13 protein-coding genes are annotated in these 14149 nt (G+C 71.8%); 3 read left to right on the forward strand and 10 right to left on the reverse strand.

The genetic code is table 11. The features are described 5' to 3' along the window. Positions 1 to 50 precede the first annotated feature (50 nt). The 4 genes from IO24_RS0105235 to IO24_RS0105250 all read right to left on the reverse strand — a co-directional run bounded on the left by IO24_RS0105235 (position 51) and on the right by IO24_RS0105250 (position 3969). Positions 51 to 806: an AIM24 family protein gene (locus IO24_RS0105235; RefSeq protein ID WP_031132341.1), complete on the reverse strand. Its 756-nt coding sequence runs from the start codon at positions 804 to 806 to the stop codon at positions 51 to 53. A gap of 16 nt (positions 807 to 822) precedes the next feature. Beyond that, positions 823 to 1503, reverse strand: coding sequence for an AIM24 family protein (locus IO24_RS0105240; protein WP_031132343.1), 681 nt, complete (start codon positions 1501 to 1503; stop codon positions 823 to 825). An 11-nt stretch (positions 1504 to 1514) separates the two neighbouring features. Further along, on the reverse strand, positions 1515 to 3218 hold the full coding sequence (locus tag IO24_RS0105245; protein ID WP_031132345.1) for a TerD family protein: 1704 nt from the start codon (positions 3216 to 3218) through the stop codon (positions 1515 to 1517). Positions 3219 to 3360: 142 nt separating this feature from the next. Further along, positions 3361 to 3969: a M48 metallopeptidase family protein gene (locus IO24_RS0105250; RefSeq protein ID WP_031132347.1), complete on the reverse strand. Its 609-nt coding sequence runs from the start codon at positions 3967 to 3969 to the stop codon at positions 3361 to 3363. 338 nt (positions 3970 to 4307) lie between these two features. On the opposite strand from IO24_RS0105250, the gene IO24_RS0105255 reads away from it, so the two are divergent. Both IO24_RS0105255 and IO24_RS0105260 read left to right on the forward strand, forming a co-directional pair. Beyond that, entirely contained in the window at positions 4308 to 5522 is a 1215-nt protein-coding gene (locus IO24_RS0105255) for a ThiF family adenylyltransferase (RefSeq protein ID WP_031132349.1), read from the forward strand. After that, on the forward strand, positions 5515 to 6885 hold the full coding sequence (locus tag IO24_RS0105260) for an ABC1 kinase family protein (RefSeq protein WP_031132351.1): 1371 nt from the start codon (positions 5515 to 5517) through the stop codon (positions 6883 to 6885). Before IO24_RS0105255 ends, IO24_RS0105260 begins: the two co-directional genes overlap by 8 nt. Before the next feature lie 553 nt (positions 6886 to 7438). Here IO24_RS0105260 and IO24_RS0105265 read toward each other — a convergent pair. From IO24_RS0105265 to IO24_RS0105280, 4 genes are all read right to left on the reverse strand, one after another. Continuing rightward, positions 7439 to 7762 carry a hypothetical protein gene (locus IO24_RS0105265; protein ID WP_031132353.1) on the reverse strand — a complete coding sequence of 108 codons (324 nt, stop codon included), beginning with the start codon at positions 7760 to 7762 and terminating at the stop codon, positions 7439 to 7441. Continuing rightward, positions 7759 to 8127 (reverse strand): WhiB family transcriptional regulator, encoded by a 369-nt coding sequence (locus IO24_RS0105270; protein ID WP_031132355.1) that lies wholly within the window; start codon positions 8125 to 8127, stop codon positions 7759 to 7761. The genes IO24_RS0105265 and IO24_RS0105270 overlap by 4 nt, the downstream gene beginning before the upstream one ends. A 173-nt stretch (positions 8128 to 8300) precedes the next feature. Further along, complete coding sequence (locus IO24_RS42670) at positions 8301 to 8627, reverse strand: hypothetical protein (RefSeq protein WP_078899523.1); 327 nt, start codon at positions 8625 to 8627, stop codon at positions 8301 to 8303. A gap of 164 nt (positions 8628 to 8791) precedes the next feature. After that, positions 8792 to 10987, reverse strand: coding sequence for an ATP-dependent DNA helicase UvrD2 (locus IO24_RS0105280; RefSeq protein WP_199808896.1), 2196 nt, complete (start codon positions 10985 to 10987; stop codon positions 8792 to 8794). A gap of 183 nt (positions 10988 to 11170) precedes the next feature. On the opposite strand from IO24_RS0105280, the gene IO24_RS0105285 reads away from it, so the two are divergent. Next, positions 11171 to 11413 (forward strand): mycoredoxin, encoded by a 243-nt coding sequence (locus IO24_RS0105285; RefSeq protein WP_031132359.1) that lies wholly within the window; start codon positions 11171 to 11173, stop codon positions 11411 to 11413. 231 nt (positions 11414 to 11644) lie between these two features. On the opposite strand, the gene nudC is transcribed toward IO24_RS0105285, so the two are convergent. Both nudC and IO24_RS0105295 read right to left on the reverse strand, forming a co-directional pair. Continuing rightward, positions 11645 to 12589: an NAD(+) diphosphatase gene (gene nudC, locus IO24_RS0105290; protein ID WP_031132361.1), complete on the reverse strand. Its 945-nt coding sequence runs from the start codon at positions 12587 to 12589 to the stop codon at positions 11645 to 11647. Positions 12590 to 12738: 149 nt separating this feature from the next. Further along, positions 12739 to 14142: a dipeptidase gene (locus IO24_RS0105295; RefSeq protein ID WP_031132363.1), complete on the reverse strand. Its 1404-nt coding sequence runs from the start codon at positions 14140 to 14142 to the stop codon at positions 12739 to 12741. Between the last annotated feature and the right edge of the window lie 7 nt (positions 14143 to 14149).

The following is a 14149-nucleotide window of genomic DNA, read 5'->3' on the forward strand; positions in this document are numbered from 1 at the left end:
GACGGCGGGCCGCGGCCCTTCCGAGGCCGTCCGCCGAACCCGCGGAGCGCTCAGCTCCAGACGTTGCCCTGGTTCTGCCCGCGCGCCCCCTGCTGGCCCATGCCGTACTGGGCGGAGAGGCCCGAGCCGATCTGGGCGTTCTGCGGGGGCAGCAGCTCGCTGGGCTGGACCAGCGCGAAGCCGGTGCCCATGAAGCTCAGCTCCCAGCCCTCGCCGGTGTTGCCGCGGCGCCGCCACACCCCGGAGGAGTGTGTCTGGGCCTGCATCTGCACCCGCAGGCTCGTCGACCAGGCGACGATCGCGTCGGCGTCGCAGTTGACGTACTTGTCCGGCGTCACGTGCAGCAGCAGCGGCATCCCCGAGGTCATCAGAGCGACCTTGCCCCGGCCCGTGATGTTGAGCTGGTACTTCCCGGAGCCGGAGATGCCGTACAGGCTGTCCACGGCGATGACCTCGTGGTGCAGCGAGGAGTCCATCGCCAGCACGTAGCTGCTGTCGACGGTGAGGCCGTCCTGGTCCACCTCCATGACGTGGACGTGCTGCTTGAGGTTGGCGAGGTAGACCGTGCCCTGCCCGTGGCAGCGCATCAGGTCGAGGCCCTCTCCGGTGTGCGCACGCGAGCGTGCCTGGTCGTTGCTCTGGTACTCGGCGTCGAACTCGACGAGGCCCTGGTAGGCGACCATGGTGCCCTTGCGGGCCAGGATGTCGTCGTGGCCCTCGAGGGTCACGCGCAGCATCTGCTTGTTCTGCAGACTCCAGCGCTCCTGGGTCTGCTGCTCGTTGTAGGCGAAAATCGGGCTCTGCATGGCGTGTGGTTCCCCCTCAGCCCCGGGCCCGGAGGCGGTCGGTGCTGTCCTCGCTGGGCTGGACGACGACGATGCCCTGACCGGAGAAGGCCATCTGGTAGGCCTCGCCGCTGCCGCGGCCGATCAGCGACTGGGCGCGGAAGCTGCGCTTGCCCTTCACCTTGAGGTTCGGGGACCAGGCGACGAGCGCGTCGGGGTCGACGTACGTCTCGTCCTCACCGCCGCCGCAGTCGACGACGATCGGCTTGCCCCGGGAGGTCAGCGCGACCCAGCCCTGCCCGGAGATCTTGGTGTTCCACAGGCCCTGCCCCGCGAACTTCGCCAGGCCCTTGACCCGCTCCACGCCCCACGTCAGGTGGGCGTCGAAAGCGAGCAGGTTGGTGGCGTTGACGGAGATGCCGTCGCCGTTGAGGTTGATGACGACGACGTTCGCCCCGTAGTCGGCGAGGTAGAGCAGGCCGTCGCCGGAGCACTTCATCAGGGGCGCGCCCTCGCCGGTCATCCAGTCCTTCGCGATCTGGCGCACGGCCGGCGGGTTGGGCTCGTACTGCACGAACCCTTCGTAGGCGACCATCGACCCCACGCGCGCGAGGAGGTCGTTCCCCGTCTGCATGGCGACCTTCAGCATGTGGTTGCCGTGGTTCTCCATGCGGGCGGTGACGGGTGCGGGGGCATGGCCCGCGAGCTGCTGTGTCATGACGGGCTCCCTCAGACCTCGTACGGCTGGACGACGATGAAGTTGCCGGGCGCGCCCCGGAACTGGAGATTGACGCTCTCCCCGGTGTCGCCGGGGTAGGCGTTGCGGCGCATCCGCACCTGGCTGGAGACGACGACCTGCGCGGCGGCCGACCAGGCGACCACGGCGTTGCAGTCGGCGAACGTGGTGGGCGTGACGGGCAGCACCACGGGCGTGCCGTGCGTCTTCACGACGATCGTGCCGGTGCCCTGGAACTGCATCGTGAACAGCGCGCCGCCGGGGATGCCGTGGCCCTCGATACGGCGGATTTCGTACTGGAGGCTCTCGTCGAACGCGAGGACGTTCTCGGCGGAGACACACACGGCGTCGCCCTGGAGCTCGAGGGGGTGCAGCATCGTCGAGTTCTCGGCGAGGAACACCTGCCCCTGGCCGGTACAGCGCATCAGCTGCATCTCCTGGCCGGTCGCGTTGCCCACGATCCGGCCGGCGAAGCCGGCGCCCTTGTAGCTGAAGTCGACCTTGCCCTGGTAGAGCACCATGCTGCCCTGCCGTGCCAGCACGGGCTGCCCGCCGATGCCGAGGTCGACGCGGACCAGCTTCTTGTTCTGCTGGGTCCAGCGCTGCCCCGTCGGGGTCTCCTTGAACTGCTGGAGTGCGGCGGACACACCGGCACCCTGGGGAGCGCCTTGAGGGGGCCCCTGCGGGGCTCCGTAGGGCGCCTGCCCGAACGGCGGCTGCTGCTGGCCGTAGCCCGGGGGCGGTGTGGGCTGGCCGTAACCGGGCGGCGGGGCCGGGGCGTGGGGCGCCTGGGGCTGGCCGTAGCCGGGAGGCGGCGGGGCCGTCTGGCCGGGGACCTGGCCGTACTGCGCCGGCTGCTGACCCGGCTGACCGTACGGCGCGGGCGCCGGGGCCGGCGGCGGTACCGGTGAGCCACCGGGCGGGGTGTTCAGGGGCGCGACGATGGTCGGAGCGGCGTGCACCTGGGGCGCGGGCGCCGGGGCCGGCGGGGTGGGGCCGGGCGGGGGCGCGAAGCCCTGCGCGGCGGGCTGGGGCACGGGGGCCGGAGGCGCCGCCGGCGCGGGGGCCGGGGCTGCTTCCGGGGTTCCGGGCACTCCGAACGCGGGCGGGGCGAAGCCCGGGGCTGCTCCGGCCTGCGGCTGCTGCGGGGCGGGCGCGGGTGTCTCCTCTTCGGCCACCTCGCCGCCGAAGTTCTGCAGCAGCGCGTCCAGACCGCCGTCGAAGCCCTGCCCTACGGCGGCGAACCGCCAGACGTCCTTGAGGTAGAAGTCGCCCAGCATCACGGCCCGTTCGGTGGAGAACTCCGAACCGTTGAAGGAGTAGCGCGCCACCTCCTCGCCGCCCGCGACGATGCGGATGTAACCGGAGGTGATCTGCGACATCTGGCCGGCGCCGTCGATCGTCGCCGTGAAGGACAGCTTCTGGATCTGCGACGGGATCCGGTCGAGTGTCACCCTGAAGGACTCCGTGTCGCCCGCCTGGGCGCCCAGGAGCTGAATGGACTCCTCGGGGGACTTCGGCTGGTTGAAGAAGACGAAGTACCGGTCGTCCGAGAGCCGTTCGTCGGCGTCGAGGCCGAAGCAGCTGATGTCGAAGCTCAGCCCGGGGCCGGCGATCTGTACACCTACGTACAGATCGGTGCCCGCGGTGAGGTCACTGATTCTGGCCTTGTGGCCGCGTTGGAATTCCCTGGCCATGCGTAACGACCGTCCCCCATCCAGAACGTGATTGCGTCGCGCCAGGCTAACGGCAAACTCGGACACCGGACGAGGTCGGTACAGAGCCGGTACAGAACGCCCGCTCAGCCGTATCGGCTGTTCGCTCGCGGAAAGCGGCCGGTCACCCCGCGGGGCTCTCACCCCGCGCGCCGGGCACATGGGGCAACCGCTCGGCGGCGACCACGCCTTCGAGGTATCCCCGGGCCCGCTCCGTGCGCGGATAGGCCTCCAGGAGTTCCCAGAAGCGGGGCCCGTGTCCGGGGACGAGCAGATGGGCGAGTTCGTGGACGAGGACGTAGTCGACGACGTATTCGGGCATGCCCTGGAGTCGGTGCGACAGGCGGATGCTGCCCTCGGAAGGGGTGCAGGACCCCCAGCGCGTGTTCTGGTTGGTCACCCAGCGCACCGACGCGGGCCGGGCCCGCCCGTCGAAGTACTGGTCCGAGAGCCGCCGGGCACGCTCGGCAAGCTCGGCGTCGCCGAGGGCCCGCTTGCTCTCCTGGGCGGCCAGCTTGTCGAGCATGACGTTCACCCAGCGCTGCTCCTCCGCCTCGGACATCCGGGCGGGGATGAGCACCACGGTGCGATCGCCCTCGCGGTACGCGGAGACCGTTCTGCGTCGGCGGGCGCTCCTGCGGACCTCGATCGCGCTCGCCCCCGAGCCGCTCGGCGGCTGGCTCGTCGTGCTGCGCTGTGCGGTTCCGGCGCGGTGCAGTGGGTCGGCGGGCACGCCCCGACGTTACCCGCTGCACACGGGGAAGTCCCGGCTCCGGGACGGTTCGGTGCCACCGCTCCCACCGGGCGCCGGATTTGTACGACGAATGTCCGCGCCTGTGGACAACTTTCGGCAGCCGGCGGTGGCTTTGGGCATGCTGGATCTCGTCGGCGAAGCGACGGCGGGGCCGCCGGTCCGGGACCAGGGGCCCTGCCCGCGCTCGGGTTCGGCCCGCGCACGGGCCGCGCCTGCGCTCGGGCCCTGCCGGCGACGGCCTCGGCGTGACCAGCCGAGGCCTGCGCCCTCGCTCAACCGGCAAACGGGGACGATCTACGGCATACGGGGGGCCTGTCATGCATCCGATGGTGAAACCCGCGCTCAGGCGTGGCTGGCGTGACCTCAAGACGGTGCAGTTCGGGATGACACCGGCGCACGCGATGACGCTCGGGCCGATGGACCTGGCGACGGGCAGCTTCCTCGACCTGCTGAACGGCACGCGGGGGCTGGAGCTCCTGCGCGAGGAGGGACGCCGCATGGATCTGCCCGACGGCCATGTCGACGGGCTGGTGCGGGGACTCGCGCGAGCCGGGCTGCTGGACGACGCCCGGGGCGGCGGCCCGGCCGCCGACGCGCTGAGGAAGAAGAAGGAGGTGCTCGACCGGCTGCGACCCGACCTGGCCACCCTCTCCCTGACGACCTCGGCGCCCGGTGACGCGATCGGGCAGCTGGCCGCCCGGCGCTCGCAGCGCGTGCAGGTGCGGGGCGCGGGCCGGGTGGGTGCCGTGCTGGCCTCGCTCCTGGCCGGGGCCGGCGTGGGTGAGGTGGACGTGCTCGACGGTGGCCGTGTGGAGCCCTGGGATGTCGCGCCGGGCGGGCTCCCCGCGGAATCCGTCGGCGATCGCAGGGACGAGTCGGCCCGCCGTGCCGTGCGCCGGGCGGCCCCGGACCGGCCGCCGCGCCGCGCGCCGGCCGAGGCCTCCGCGGAAGAGGGCGACCCGGGATTTTCGCTGGTGATCCTCGCCCCACGGGACGATGTCGCCGTGCATGCGCCCGACCCGGCCGCCACCGAGCCGCTCATGGCCTCCGGGACACCCCATCTGTACGCCGGTGTCGTGGAGGGCACCGGCGTGGTCGGCCCTCTCGTCCTGCCCGGGGAGACGGGCTGCGCGGGCTGTCTGCACGAGGGCCGTACCGACCGCGACCCGACCTGGCCGCGCCTGGTCGCACAGTGGCGCTCCGGCAGGCGGCGGCAGGTGGCGCCCTGCGACCTGACGCTGGCCACGACCGTGGCCGGGCTGGCGGCGGCTCATGCGCTGGCCTTCCTGGACGGCCGGGTTCCGTCCAGCGCCGGGGCACGCTGGGAGGTCTCCGTCCCCGGTCTGCACTGGCATGCGCGGCCGGTCCGGGCGCATCCGGCATGCCCGTGCGCTGCTGCGGAGAGAGGAAAAGGGGAGCACCTCTCGGAGGACGGGGAGCGGAAGGAGACAATGGCGGTGCAACGGCCGTCGGAGCAGTGCCGTGAGGCAGAGGCGGAGCGGCCGGCTGGGACTTGGAGGGCGCATGTCTGATCTTCCCCGGAAGGCGGTCACCCGGCCCGCCAAGCTCGCCGCGCTCCCGCTCGGCATCGCCGGGCGGGCGACCTGGGGATTCGGCAAGCGGATCGTCGGCGAGTCCGCCGAGCTCGTCGGCCGGGAGCTCCAACAGCGCACGGCGGAGCAGCTGTTCAAGGTGCTCGGCGAGCTCAAGGGCGGCGCGATGAAGTTCGGCCAGGCCCTGTCCGTCTTCGAGTCCGCGCTGCCCGAGGAGGTGGCGGGCCCCTACCGGGCCGCGCTGACCAAGCTCCAGGAGGCGGCGCCGCCCATGCCGACCCGCACCGTGCACGCGGTGCTGGAGGAGCGGCTCGGCGCGGGCTGGCACGAGCTGTTCCTGGAGTTCGAGGACAAGCCCGCCGCGGCGGCCTCGATCGGCCAGGTCCACCGAGGGGTGTGGCACGACGGCCGCGAGGTGGCGGTCAAGGTGCAGTACCCGGGCGCCGGCGAGGCCCTGCTGTCGGATCTGAATCAGCTGAGCCGCTTCTCGCGTCTGCTCGGTCCGCTGATCCCCGGCATGGACATCAAGCCGCTGATCGCGGAGCTCAAGGACCGCGTCTCGGAGGAACTGGACTACGGCCTGGAGGCCCAGGCCCAGCAGGCCCACGCGGAGGAGTTCACGGACGACCCGGACGTGGTCGTGCCGCAGGTGGTGCACCAGTCCGACCAGGTCCTGGTCACCGAGTGGATGGACGGCGTCCCGCTGTCGGAGATCATCTCGGACGGCACCGAGGAGCAGCGCGACCGAGCCGGTCAGCTCCTGGCCCGCTTCCTGTTCTCCGGCCCCGCCCGCACGGGCCTGCTGCACGCCGATCCCCACCCGGGCAACTTCCGGCTCCTGCCGGGCGGCCCGGAGGGCGAGGACGACTGGCGCCTGGGTGTCCTGGACTTCGGCACGGTCGACCGTCTCCCGGGCGGCCTGCCTGCCACCATCGGCGAGTCCCTGCGGATGACCCTCGACGGGGAGGCCGAGGCGGTCTACGAACTCCTGTGCGCGGAAGGGTTCGTCAAGGAGACCATAGAGCTGGACCCGGACGCCGTCATGGACTACCTGCTGCCGATCATCGAACCGGCCCAGGTCGAGGAGTTCACCTTCACCCGGGGCTGGATGCGCAGCCAGGCGGCTCGTGTCGCCGACCCCCGCTCCCCCGCCTACCAGCTCGCCAAGCAGCTCAACCTGCCCCCGGCTTATCTGCTGATCCACCGGGTGACCCTGAGCACGATCGGCGTGCTCTGTCAGCTGGGGGCAACGGTGCGGCTGCGCGAGGAGCTGGAGGAGTGGCTGCCGGGTTTCGTCCCGGAGGACCCGGCGGACGGCGAGGAGGCGGTGGCGCAGGCGTGAGCCCGGGTCGCGGGCTTCACCACCAGTCCGGGTCCAGGCGCCTCGATGGACCTGAGGTTCTCCCGGGAGCAGGCCTCGCAGTAGTAGAGGCGGTCGCCGCCCTCCACGGAGTACGTCCAGGTGAGGGGTGGGCCTTCGGCCAGGGCTTGGGCCGATGTGCCGCAGCGGGCGCAGACAGAGCGCCGCGGCTGCGTGGCGGAGCCGTCGTCGCTGCCTCCTGGGGGACTCGTCACCCGGCGACGATATCTCCGCGCCCGGTGACTCGGCGGGCACAACGCCCCGGGCTGAGCGGGCGCACCCCACCGGCTTGACGGGCGGGCGCCACGCCCCGGCTCGGTGAGCGCCGAACCCGGGCTTGACGGGCGGGCGCCCCGCCCGGGCCCGGTGAGCGCCACGCCCCGCCCCGGCTCGGTCAATGCCGCGCGCCCTCTTGGTCGGTACAACGCGCCGCGGGGGCCGGTCCGTTCGGCACGGACCGGCCCCCGCGGTGAGAGCTTCGGCGGCGGCAGCGCGGCCTCCCTGGCCGGGAGGCCCCCGCTTCAGGTGCGGCGGGTTACTGCATGACCGCCATGGCGAGCGCCCGGCGCGCACGCAGCGACGCGCGTTCCGCCCTGCGCTGCATCCGGCGGGCGGCCACCAGGCGCACGGCCTGGCGATCCCGCTCCGCCTCCTGCAGTCGCTCGTGCATATGCGCACGAGCCATGGCTTCTGGAATGAGTTGCATTTCTCGAGTCCTGTTCTGACGCGAGTCCTTCGCGCCGCTGATGGTGAAGTCTTGGGTCGCGGAGCCTGCGGGCTCGTAAGTGGACGGCTTCATCGGGGCCTGCTTCTGGGGGTCGAGCGTGAGGGGGCGGTCGATCGTTCCTGCGGTGTTCATGCTGTGACCGGGTTCTTGCGCGGGCGGCCACGCGGCCGCTTCCGGGCGACGACGACACCCTGGACGAACAGCTCGCCACCCCAGACGCCCCAGGGCTCACGCCGCTCCTTGGCGCCGGCGAGGCAGGCCTCGACGAGCGGGCAGGTGCGGCAGAGGGCCTTGGCGTACTCGACGTCCGCGGGCGACTCGGCGAAGAAGACCTCCGGGTCGTAGGAGCGGCACGGGACGGGTACGCCGAGGTTCTCGATGGCGTCGTCGAGCGCGGTGAGCGCGGTGAGCGGGGTCAAGGCGGGGTCCTCCGTGGAGCCGGGCTTGGGGATCGTGTCGGAAGGCGGTACGGACGGGGCGTGCGCTTCGAGTTGCACGGTTCGTCTTCCTCGTCTGGTCGTTCCGGCCTGTTGGCCGGGGGGTGGTGGTACCGGGTTCTTTTCTTGTCCCGAGGCTCCTTCGGTCCGTCATCCCTGTTCAGGGACAAACAGAAGGGCCGCGGATCCCGGATGGGGTTCCGCGGCCCTGAAGGCGCCGGCCTGATCGACGATCAGGCTGGATCACTCCAGGGTTCTGGCCCACGGAAGGCCCACATCTGGTGGTGCTGCGTCGTCTGCTTCCGGAATCCGGCACCGGTCGCCGTAAAGGCATAGGCCTGTGCCTGTGCCGCTACTGCTGCTTCCAGTGCCTTGGTCGGTCGCTCATCGCGCTCACGGACGGGAAGGCCCGCGGGGGCAACGGAGGAGGACGCCGGACGGACGGCACGAATGCCGGACAGACCGGTGCCCAGGTTCGAAACGCCGAGCGTGCACGCGGAGACGGCCGAGCGATCGGTCAGTTTCACGGTGCTGACGGAGCTGGTGTAGATGCTGATCACTGGACTCGCCTCCTCTCGGCGTCTCGGGGGACTGGATGGACCAGTCCGACGGATATGCAAGTACAACACGGAGTCAGGGCCTCCGAGAAGGCCGCTGCTCTCGTGCCTAAGAACCTATGGGGATTGCTGGGGCATGCGCAAACTATTTTTTCGACGAGTTCGTGTCAGTCCTGATCTGTGCTCTCCGCGAGTGACTGGCCTGCGCAGATGGCCAGTACATCGGCGCCGTAGCGGGTGAGCTTGCGCATCCCCACGCCCGGGATGCGGGCGAGCTCGCGCTCGTCGTCGGGGGCGGACTCGGCGATCGCCATCAGAGTCCTGTCCGTGAACACGCAGAAGGCGGGCTGGCCGCTGCTGCGTGCCTGGTCGGCGCGCCACTCGCGCAGCCGCTCGTACAGGCCCTCGTTCATGTCGGAGGGGCAGTCGTCGCACCGCATCAGCTTCATCTCGCCCGGGTCGGTCAGCGTGCGGCCGCAGACTCGGCAGCGGGCGGGGACTCGCTGCGCCCGTTTCGGGGCGGACCCCCTGGTTCCGGGGATTCCGCGCTCGATTCCGCCCGCTCCGCCGGCGGTGGCGCGACCCGTGGTGGCCGTCGAGCCGGGGCGCAGCCCGTCGAGGAAGCGGCTGGGGCGGCGGCTGGGACGTCCGCCGGGTGAGCGGGAGAGCGCCCAGGAGACATGGAGGTGTTCTCGCGCGCGGGTGACACCGACATAGAGGAGACGGCGCTCCTCCTCGATCTGTTCGTCGGTCTTCGCGTAGGTGATCGGCATCATTCCCTCGGCGACGCCGACCAGGAAGACCACGTCCCACTCCAGGCCCTTGGCCGAGTGCAGGGAGGCGAGGGTGACGCCCTGCACGGTGGGAGCGTGCTGGGCGTTCGCCCGTTCGTCGAGTTCGGCGACGAGGTCCGCCAGGGTGGCGCCCGGTTTGGCGGCCGCGAAGTCCTGGGCGAGGTTCACCAGGGCGGCCAGGGACTCCCAGCGCTCTCTCACCGCGCCGGAGCCGGCGGGTGGCTGCGTCGTCCAGCCCTCTCCCGACAGCACGGCGCGTACCTGGGAGGGAAGGTCGACGACGTCGTCCAGGAGGGAGTCGTTGCCGCCGAAGCGGGCCGCGCCGCGCAGGGCGATGCCCGCCTTGCGCACCTCCGGCCGGTCGAAGAACCGCTCGGCGCCACGCAGCTGGTAGGGCACTGCGGCGTCGGCGAGGGCCTGCTCGTAGGTCTCGGACTGCGCGTTCGTGCGGAAGAGGATGGCGATCTCGGAGGCGGGGACCCCCGAGTCGATGAGTTCGCGGATCCGGCGGGCCGCGCCTTCCGCCTCGGCGGGCTCGTCGGTGTACTCGGCGTAGACCGGGTCGGGGCCGGGGGCACGCTGGGAGACGAGCTCCAGGCGGTGGTCGGCGGCCCGGCCCCGGGCCTGGGCGAGCAGGCCGTTGGCGAGGTGGACGACCTGGGGGGTGGAACGGTAGTCGCGGACCAGTTTCACGACGGTGGCACCGGGGTGGCGGGTGCGGAAGTCGAGCAGATGGTCCGGGGTCGCTCCCGTGAACGAGTAGATCGTCTGGCTGGCGTCCCCGACCACGCACAGGCTGTCCCGCTCGCCCAGCCACAGGTCGAGCAGGCGCTGCTGAAGAGGGCTGACGTCCTGGTACTCGTCGACCACGAAGTGCTGGTACTGGGCGCGGATCTGCTCGGCGATGTCGTGCCGGTCCTGCAGGACGGCCACGGTGAGCAGCAGCACGTCCTCGAAGTCGATGACGGACCGCTCGCGCTTGACCTCTTCGTAGGCGGCGTAGAGCTGGGCGATCTCGGCGGGGTCGCGGGGGGACTCGCGGCCGGCCTTGGCGGCGGCGGGCGCGTAGTCGGCCGGGACGGTCTGGGTGACCTTGGACCATTCGATCTCGGCGGTGACGTCCCGCAGCTCGCCCCGGTCGAGCCGGATGCGGCAGGCGGCCGCCGCGTCGGCGACGAGCTGGATCTTGCGGTCGACGAGCCGGGGCATGGAGCCGCCGATCGCTTTCGGCCAGAAGTACTGGAGCTGACGCAGGGCGGCAGAGTGGAACGTACGTGCCTGGACGCCCGCGGCGCCGAGCTGGCGCAGCCGGCCCCGCATCTCCCCGGCCGCGCGGTTGGTGAAGGTGACGGCGAGGACGCTGGAGGGGTGCAGGACGCCGGCGCGCACTCCGTAGGCGATGCGGTGGGTGATCGCCCGGGTCTTGCCCGTGCCCGCGCCCGCCAGGACGCACACCGGACCGTGCAGGGCCGTGGCCACCTCGCGCTGCTCGGGGTCGAGCCCGTCGAGCACCGCGTCGGCGGAGTCCGGTACCTGCGGGAACAGGGTGGAGTGCGTTGCTGCTGTCACACGGCCATGCTGCCAGGTCGTGGGAGACGGCTGTGCCGGTTGTCCACAGGCACGCACTGATAGTCGTACCAATGCGGCAGGCGTCACGTCCGGCCGCGCCCGGAGAGCGGGAATGGTGGACCTTTCACATACGTTCCACCACTGCGACCACCCGCCCCGAGCCACCGAAGGAGCACGAGAGACATGCTGGGCACTGTGACGATGTACAGCACCACGTGGTGCGGCTACTGCCGCCGGCTGAAGAGCCAGATGGACCGCGAGGGCATCGCGTACACCGAGATCAACATCGAGCAGGACCCGGAGTCCGCCGCGTTCGTGGAGAAGGCGAATGGCGGAAACCAGACGGTGCCCACCGTCCTCTTCCCGGACGGCTCGACGCTCACCAACCCCTCGCTGGCTCAGGTGAAGCAGAAGGTCGGCGCCTAGTCGCCGTGCGCCTGGCAGGGAAGGCGGCTCCTGAGCACCTCAGGAGCCGCCTTCTCGTTCGCCTCGCCGAATCGCCCTGGTGCACCACGGCGACCGTGCTGTCGGAGTCGTACACGTCACCTACGTCGAGGTGGACCACCTCGACGTAGGTGACGGTGCCGCCGGCTTGCGGGCGCCGGCACCGCCGGACAGTGACGGAATGTGTGGTTCCGGTACGGGGCGTCGCCGCCGTCAGGCGGCACTGCGTGTGGGGAGCGGCTTGCCGTACCAGAGCTCGATCAGGCGGGCCGCGATCGAGATGCCGTAGGGCGGCAGCATGTCGCCGGACTCGAACGCGGCGCCCAGCTCGTCGCGGGAGAACCAGCGGGCCTCGTGGATCTCGTCGCCGTCGACCTCGATCTCGGTGGAGGTGGCGCGGGCCATAAAGCCCAGCATGAGGCTGGAGGGGAAGGGCCAGGGCTGGCTGGCGACGTACTCGACCTGGCCGACGCTGATGCCGACTTCCTCATGGACCTCGCGGCGCACCGACTGTTCGATGGACTCGCCGGGCTCGACGAAGCCGGCCAGGGTCGAGAAGCGGCCCTCGGGCCAGTGGACCTGGCGGCCGAGCAGGATGCGGTCGTCCTCGTCGGTCACGGCCATGATCACGGCGGGGTCCGTGCGCGGGTAGTGCTCCGCGCCGCAGGCCTGGCAGCGGCGGATGTGTCCGGCGGCGGCGATGACGGTGCGCTCGCCGCAGCGCGAGCAGAAGCGGTGCGTGCGCTGCCAGTTCTCCAGGCCCACCGCGTGCACCATCAGGCCCACGTCGCGGGCGGACAACAGCGCGCCCGCCTCGCGCAGGCCCGCCGGGCGCGCGGACTGGTCCATGCGCCCGGGCAGGGAATCCTTCTGGAGGGCGAAGTAGCTGACGCCGTCCTCGTCGATGCCGAGGAAGTAGCGGTGCGCCTCGGTGAGGGGGGCCTCGAAGGAGGGGGTCATGACGAGTTCGGTGTGCCCGTCCGCCGTCTCGTCGATGAGGACCTGTCCGCCGGAGACCACGAAGCAGCGCGTCGTGGGGTGGCTCCAGGCCGCCGCGAGCCAGGCCTCGTCGAGCCGGTGGTGGGCGGCCCGGTCGATGCCGCTCGGGGCGGTGAGCGAGATGGGGCGGTCGGCGTTGGGGTCGGTCCAGGTGGTCACGGGTGCTTCCAACTCCCCGGTGGGACGGTCGGGTTCGGCGGGCGGTTCAGGGGGACGTACGGCGGGAGGCGACCGGGTCCGGCGGGCTCGGGCGGTGCGGGGCGGCGCTTCCAGTGTGCCCCCGCGCGCGACCGGTCCGGACGGAACGCTCAAGGCACATGGCGCCAGTTCTCGGCGAGGTCACCCCACAGGTACGCGGTGGTCTCGACTCCCTTGAGGAGCAGGTCGAGTTCGACCTTCTCGTTCGGGGCGTGCCAGCCGTCCGAGGGGACGGAGATGCCCAGGAACAGCACCGGTGCGCCGAGGACGTCCTGGAGGTCCGCCGCCGGTCCGGAGCCGCCCTCGCGCGTGAAGCGGACCGGCTTCTCGAAGGCCCGGCCCATGGCGCGGGTGACCGATCGGAGGGCCGGGTGGTCCAGCGGCGTCAGGCACGGGCGTGTGGCCCCGCTGAACGTGATGTCGCAGCGGATCCCGGGCGGCACCTGCTGCTCGGCCCAGGCGCGTACGGCTTTTTCCACCTGGCCGGGGTCCTGGCCCGCCACGAGGCGGAAGGACAGCTTCATCACGGCGGAGGACGGGACGATCGTCTTGCTGCCGGGGCCCTGGTAGCCGCCGCCGATGCCGTTGACCTCCGCGGTGGGGCGGGCCCAGATCCGCTCCAGGGTCGTGTAGCCGGCCTCCCCCTCGGTGGCGTACGACTTGGCCGTGCGCAGCCACTGCCGCTCGTCGAAGGGCAGCTCGGCGAGGAGCTCGCGCTCTCGGTCGGTGAGTTCGACCACGCCGTCGTAGAAGCCCGGGATCGCCACGCGCCCGTGCTCGTCGTGCAGGGCGGCGACCAGGCGGGCGGCGGCCGTCGCCGGGTTGGGCACGGCGCCGCCGAAGGAGCCGGAGTGGATGTCCTGGTCGGGGCCGTACAGGCGTATCTCACACTCGGCGAGGCCGCGCATGCCGGTGCACACCGTGGGGGTGTCCTCGGACCACATGCCGGTGTCGGAGACGATCACGGCGTCGGCGGCGAGCCGCTCGGCCTGCTGCTCGACCAGGGCCCGGAAGTGCGGCGAGCCGGACTCCTCCTCGCCCTCGATCAGCAGCTTGAGGTGCACGGCCGGGGTGGTGCGGCCGGTGGCGGCGAGGTGGGCGCGGACGCCGAGGGTGTGGAAGAACACCTGGCCCTTGTCGTCGGCCGCCCCGCGCGCGTAGAGGCGGTTCTCGCGCAGGACCGGCTCGAAGGGTTCGCTGTCCCAGCCGTCCTCCCGGGCGGCGGGCTGCACGTCGTGGTGGCCGTAGACCAGCACCGTGGGCGCCTGCGGGTCGTCACAGGGCCACTCGGCGAAGACGGCGGGCGCGCCCGGCGTCGGCCACACCTCGGCCGTGGGGAAGCCGGTCTCCGACAGCTTGGCGGCGAGCCAGTCGGCGCTGCGTCGTACGTCGGGCGCGTGCTCCGGCTGGGCCGACACCGACGGGATGCGCAGCCACTCGGCGAGGTCGTCGAGGAAGGCGGCGCGGTGCTGCTGGATGTACGTACGGACGACGCTGTCCGGGGTCTGGCTCATGGTCACG

The organism is Streptomyces flavovariabilis (assembly GCF_000725785.1).
GTDB lineage: Bacteria > Actinomycetota > Actinomycetes > Streptomycetales > Streptomycetaceae > Streptomyces > Streptomyces hawaiiensis.

What these genes read in the sequence shown, in the direction of transcription:
- IO24_RS0105260 (WP_031132351.1), top strand. Translation starts at nt 5,515, where the DNA reads ATGTCTGATCTTCCCCGGAAGGCGGTCACCCGGCCCGCCAAGCTCGCC.
- IO24_RS0105265 (WP_031132353.1), bottom strand. Translation starts at nt 7,762, where the DNA reads ATGAACACCGCAGGAACGATCGACCGCCCCCTCACGCTCGACCCCCAG.
- IO24_RS0105245 (WP_031132345.1), bottom strand. Translation starts at nt 3,218, where the DNA reads ATGGCCAGGGAATTCCAACGCGGCCACAAGGCCAGAATCAGTGACCTC.
- IO24_RS0105235 (WP_031132341.1), bottom strand. Translation starts at nt 806, where the DNA reads ATGCAGAGCCCGATTTTCGCCTACAACGAGCAGCAGACCCAGGAGCGC.
- IO24_RS0105285 (WP_031132359.1), top strand. Translation starts at nt 11,171, where the DNA reads ATGCTGGGCACTGTGACGATGTACAGCACCACGTGGTGCGGCTACTGC.
- IO24_RS0105255 (WP_031132349.1), top strand. Translation starts at nt 4,308, where the DNA reads ATGCATCCGATGGTGAAACCCGCGCTCAGGCGTGGCTGGCGTGACCTC.
- IO24_RS0105240 (WP_031132343.1), bottom strand. Translation starts at nt 1,503, where the DNA reads ATGACACAGCAGCTCGCGGGCCATGCCCCCGCACCCGTCACCGCCCGC.
- IO24_RS0105295 (WP_031132363.1), bottom strand. Translation starts at nt 14,142, where the DNA reads ATGAGCCAGACCCCGGACAGCGTCGTCCGTACGTACATCCAGCAGCAC.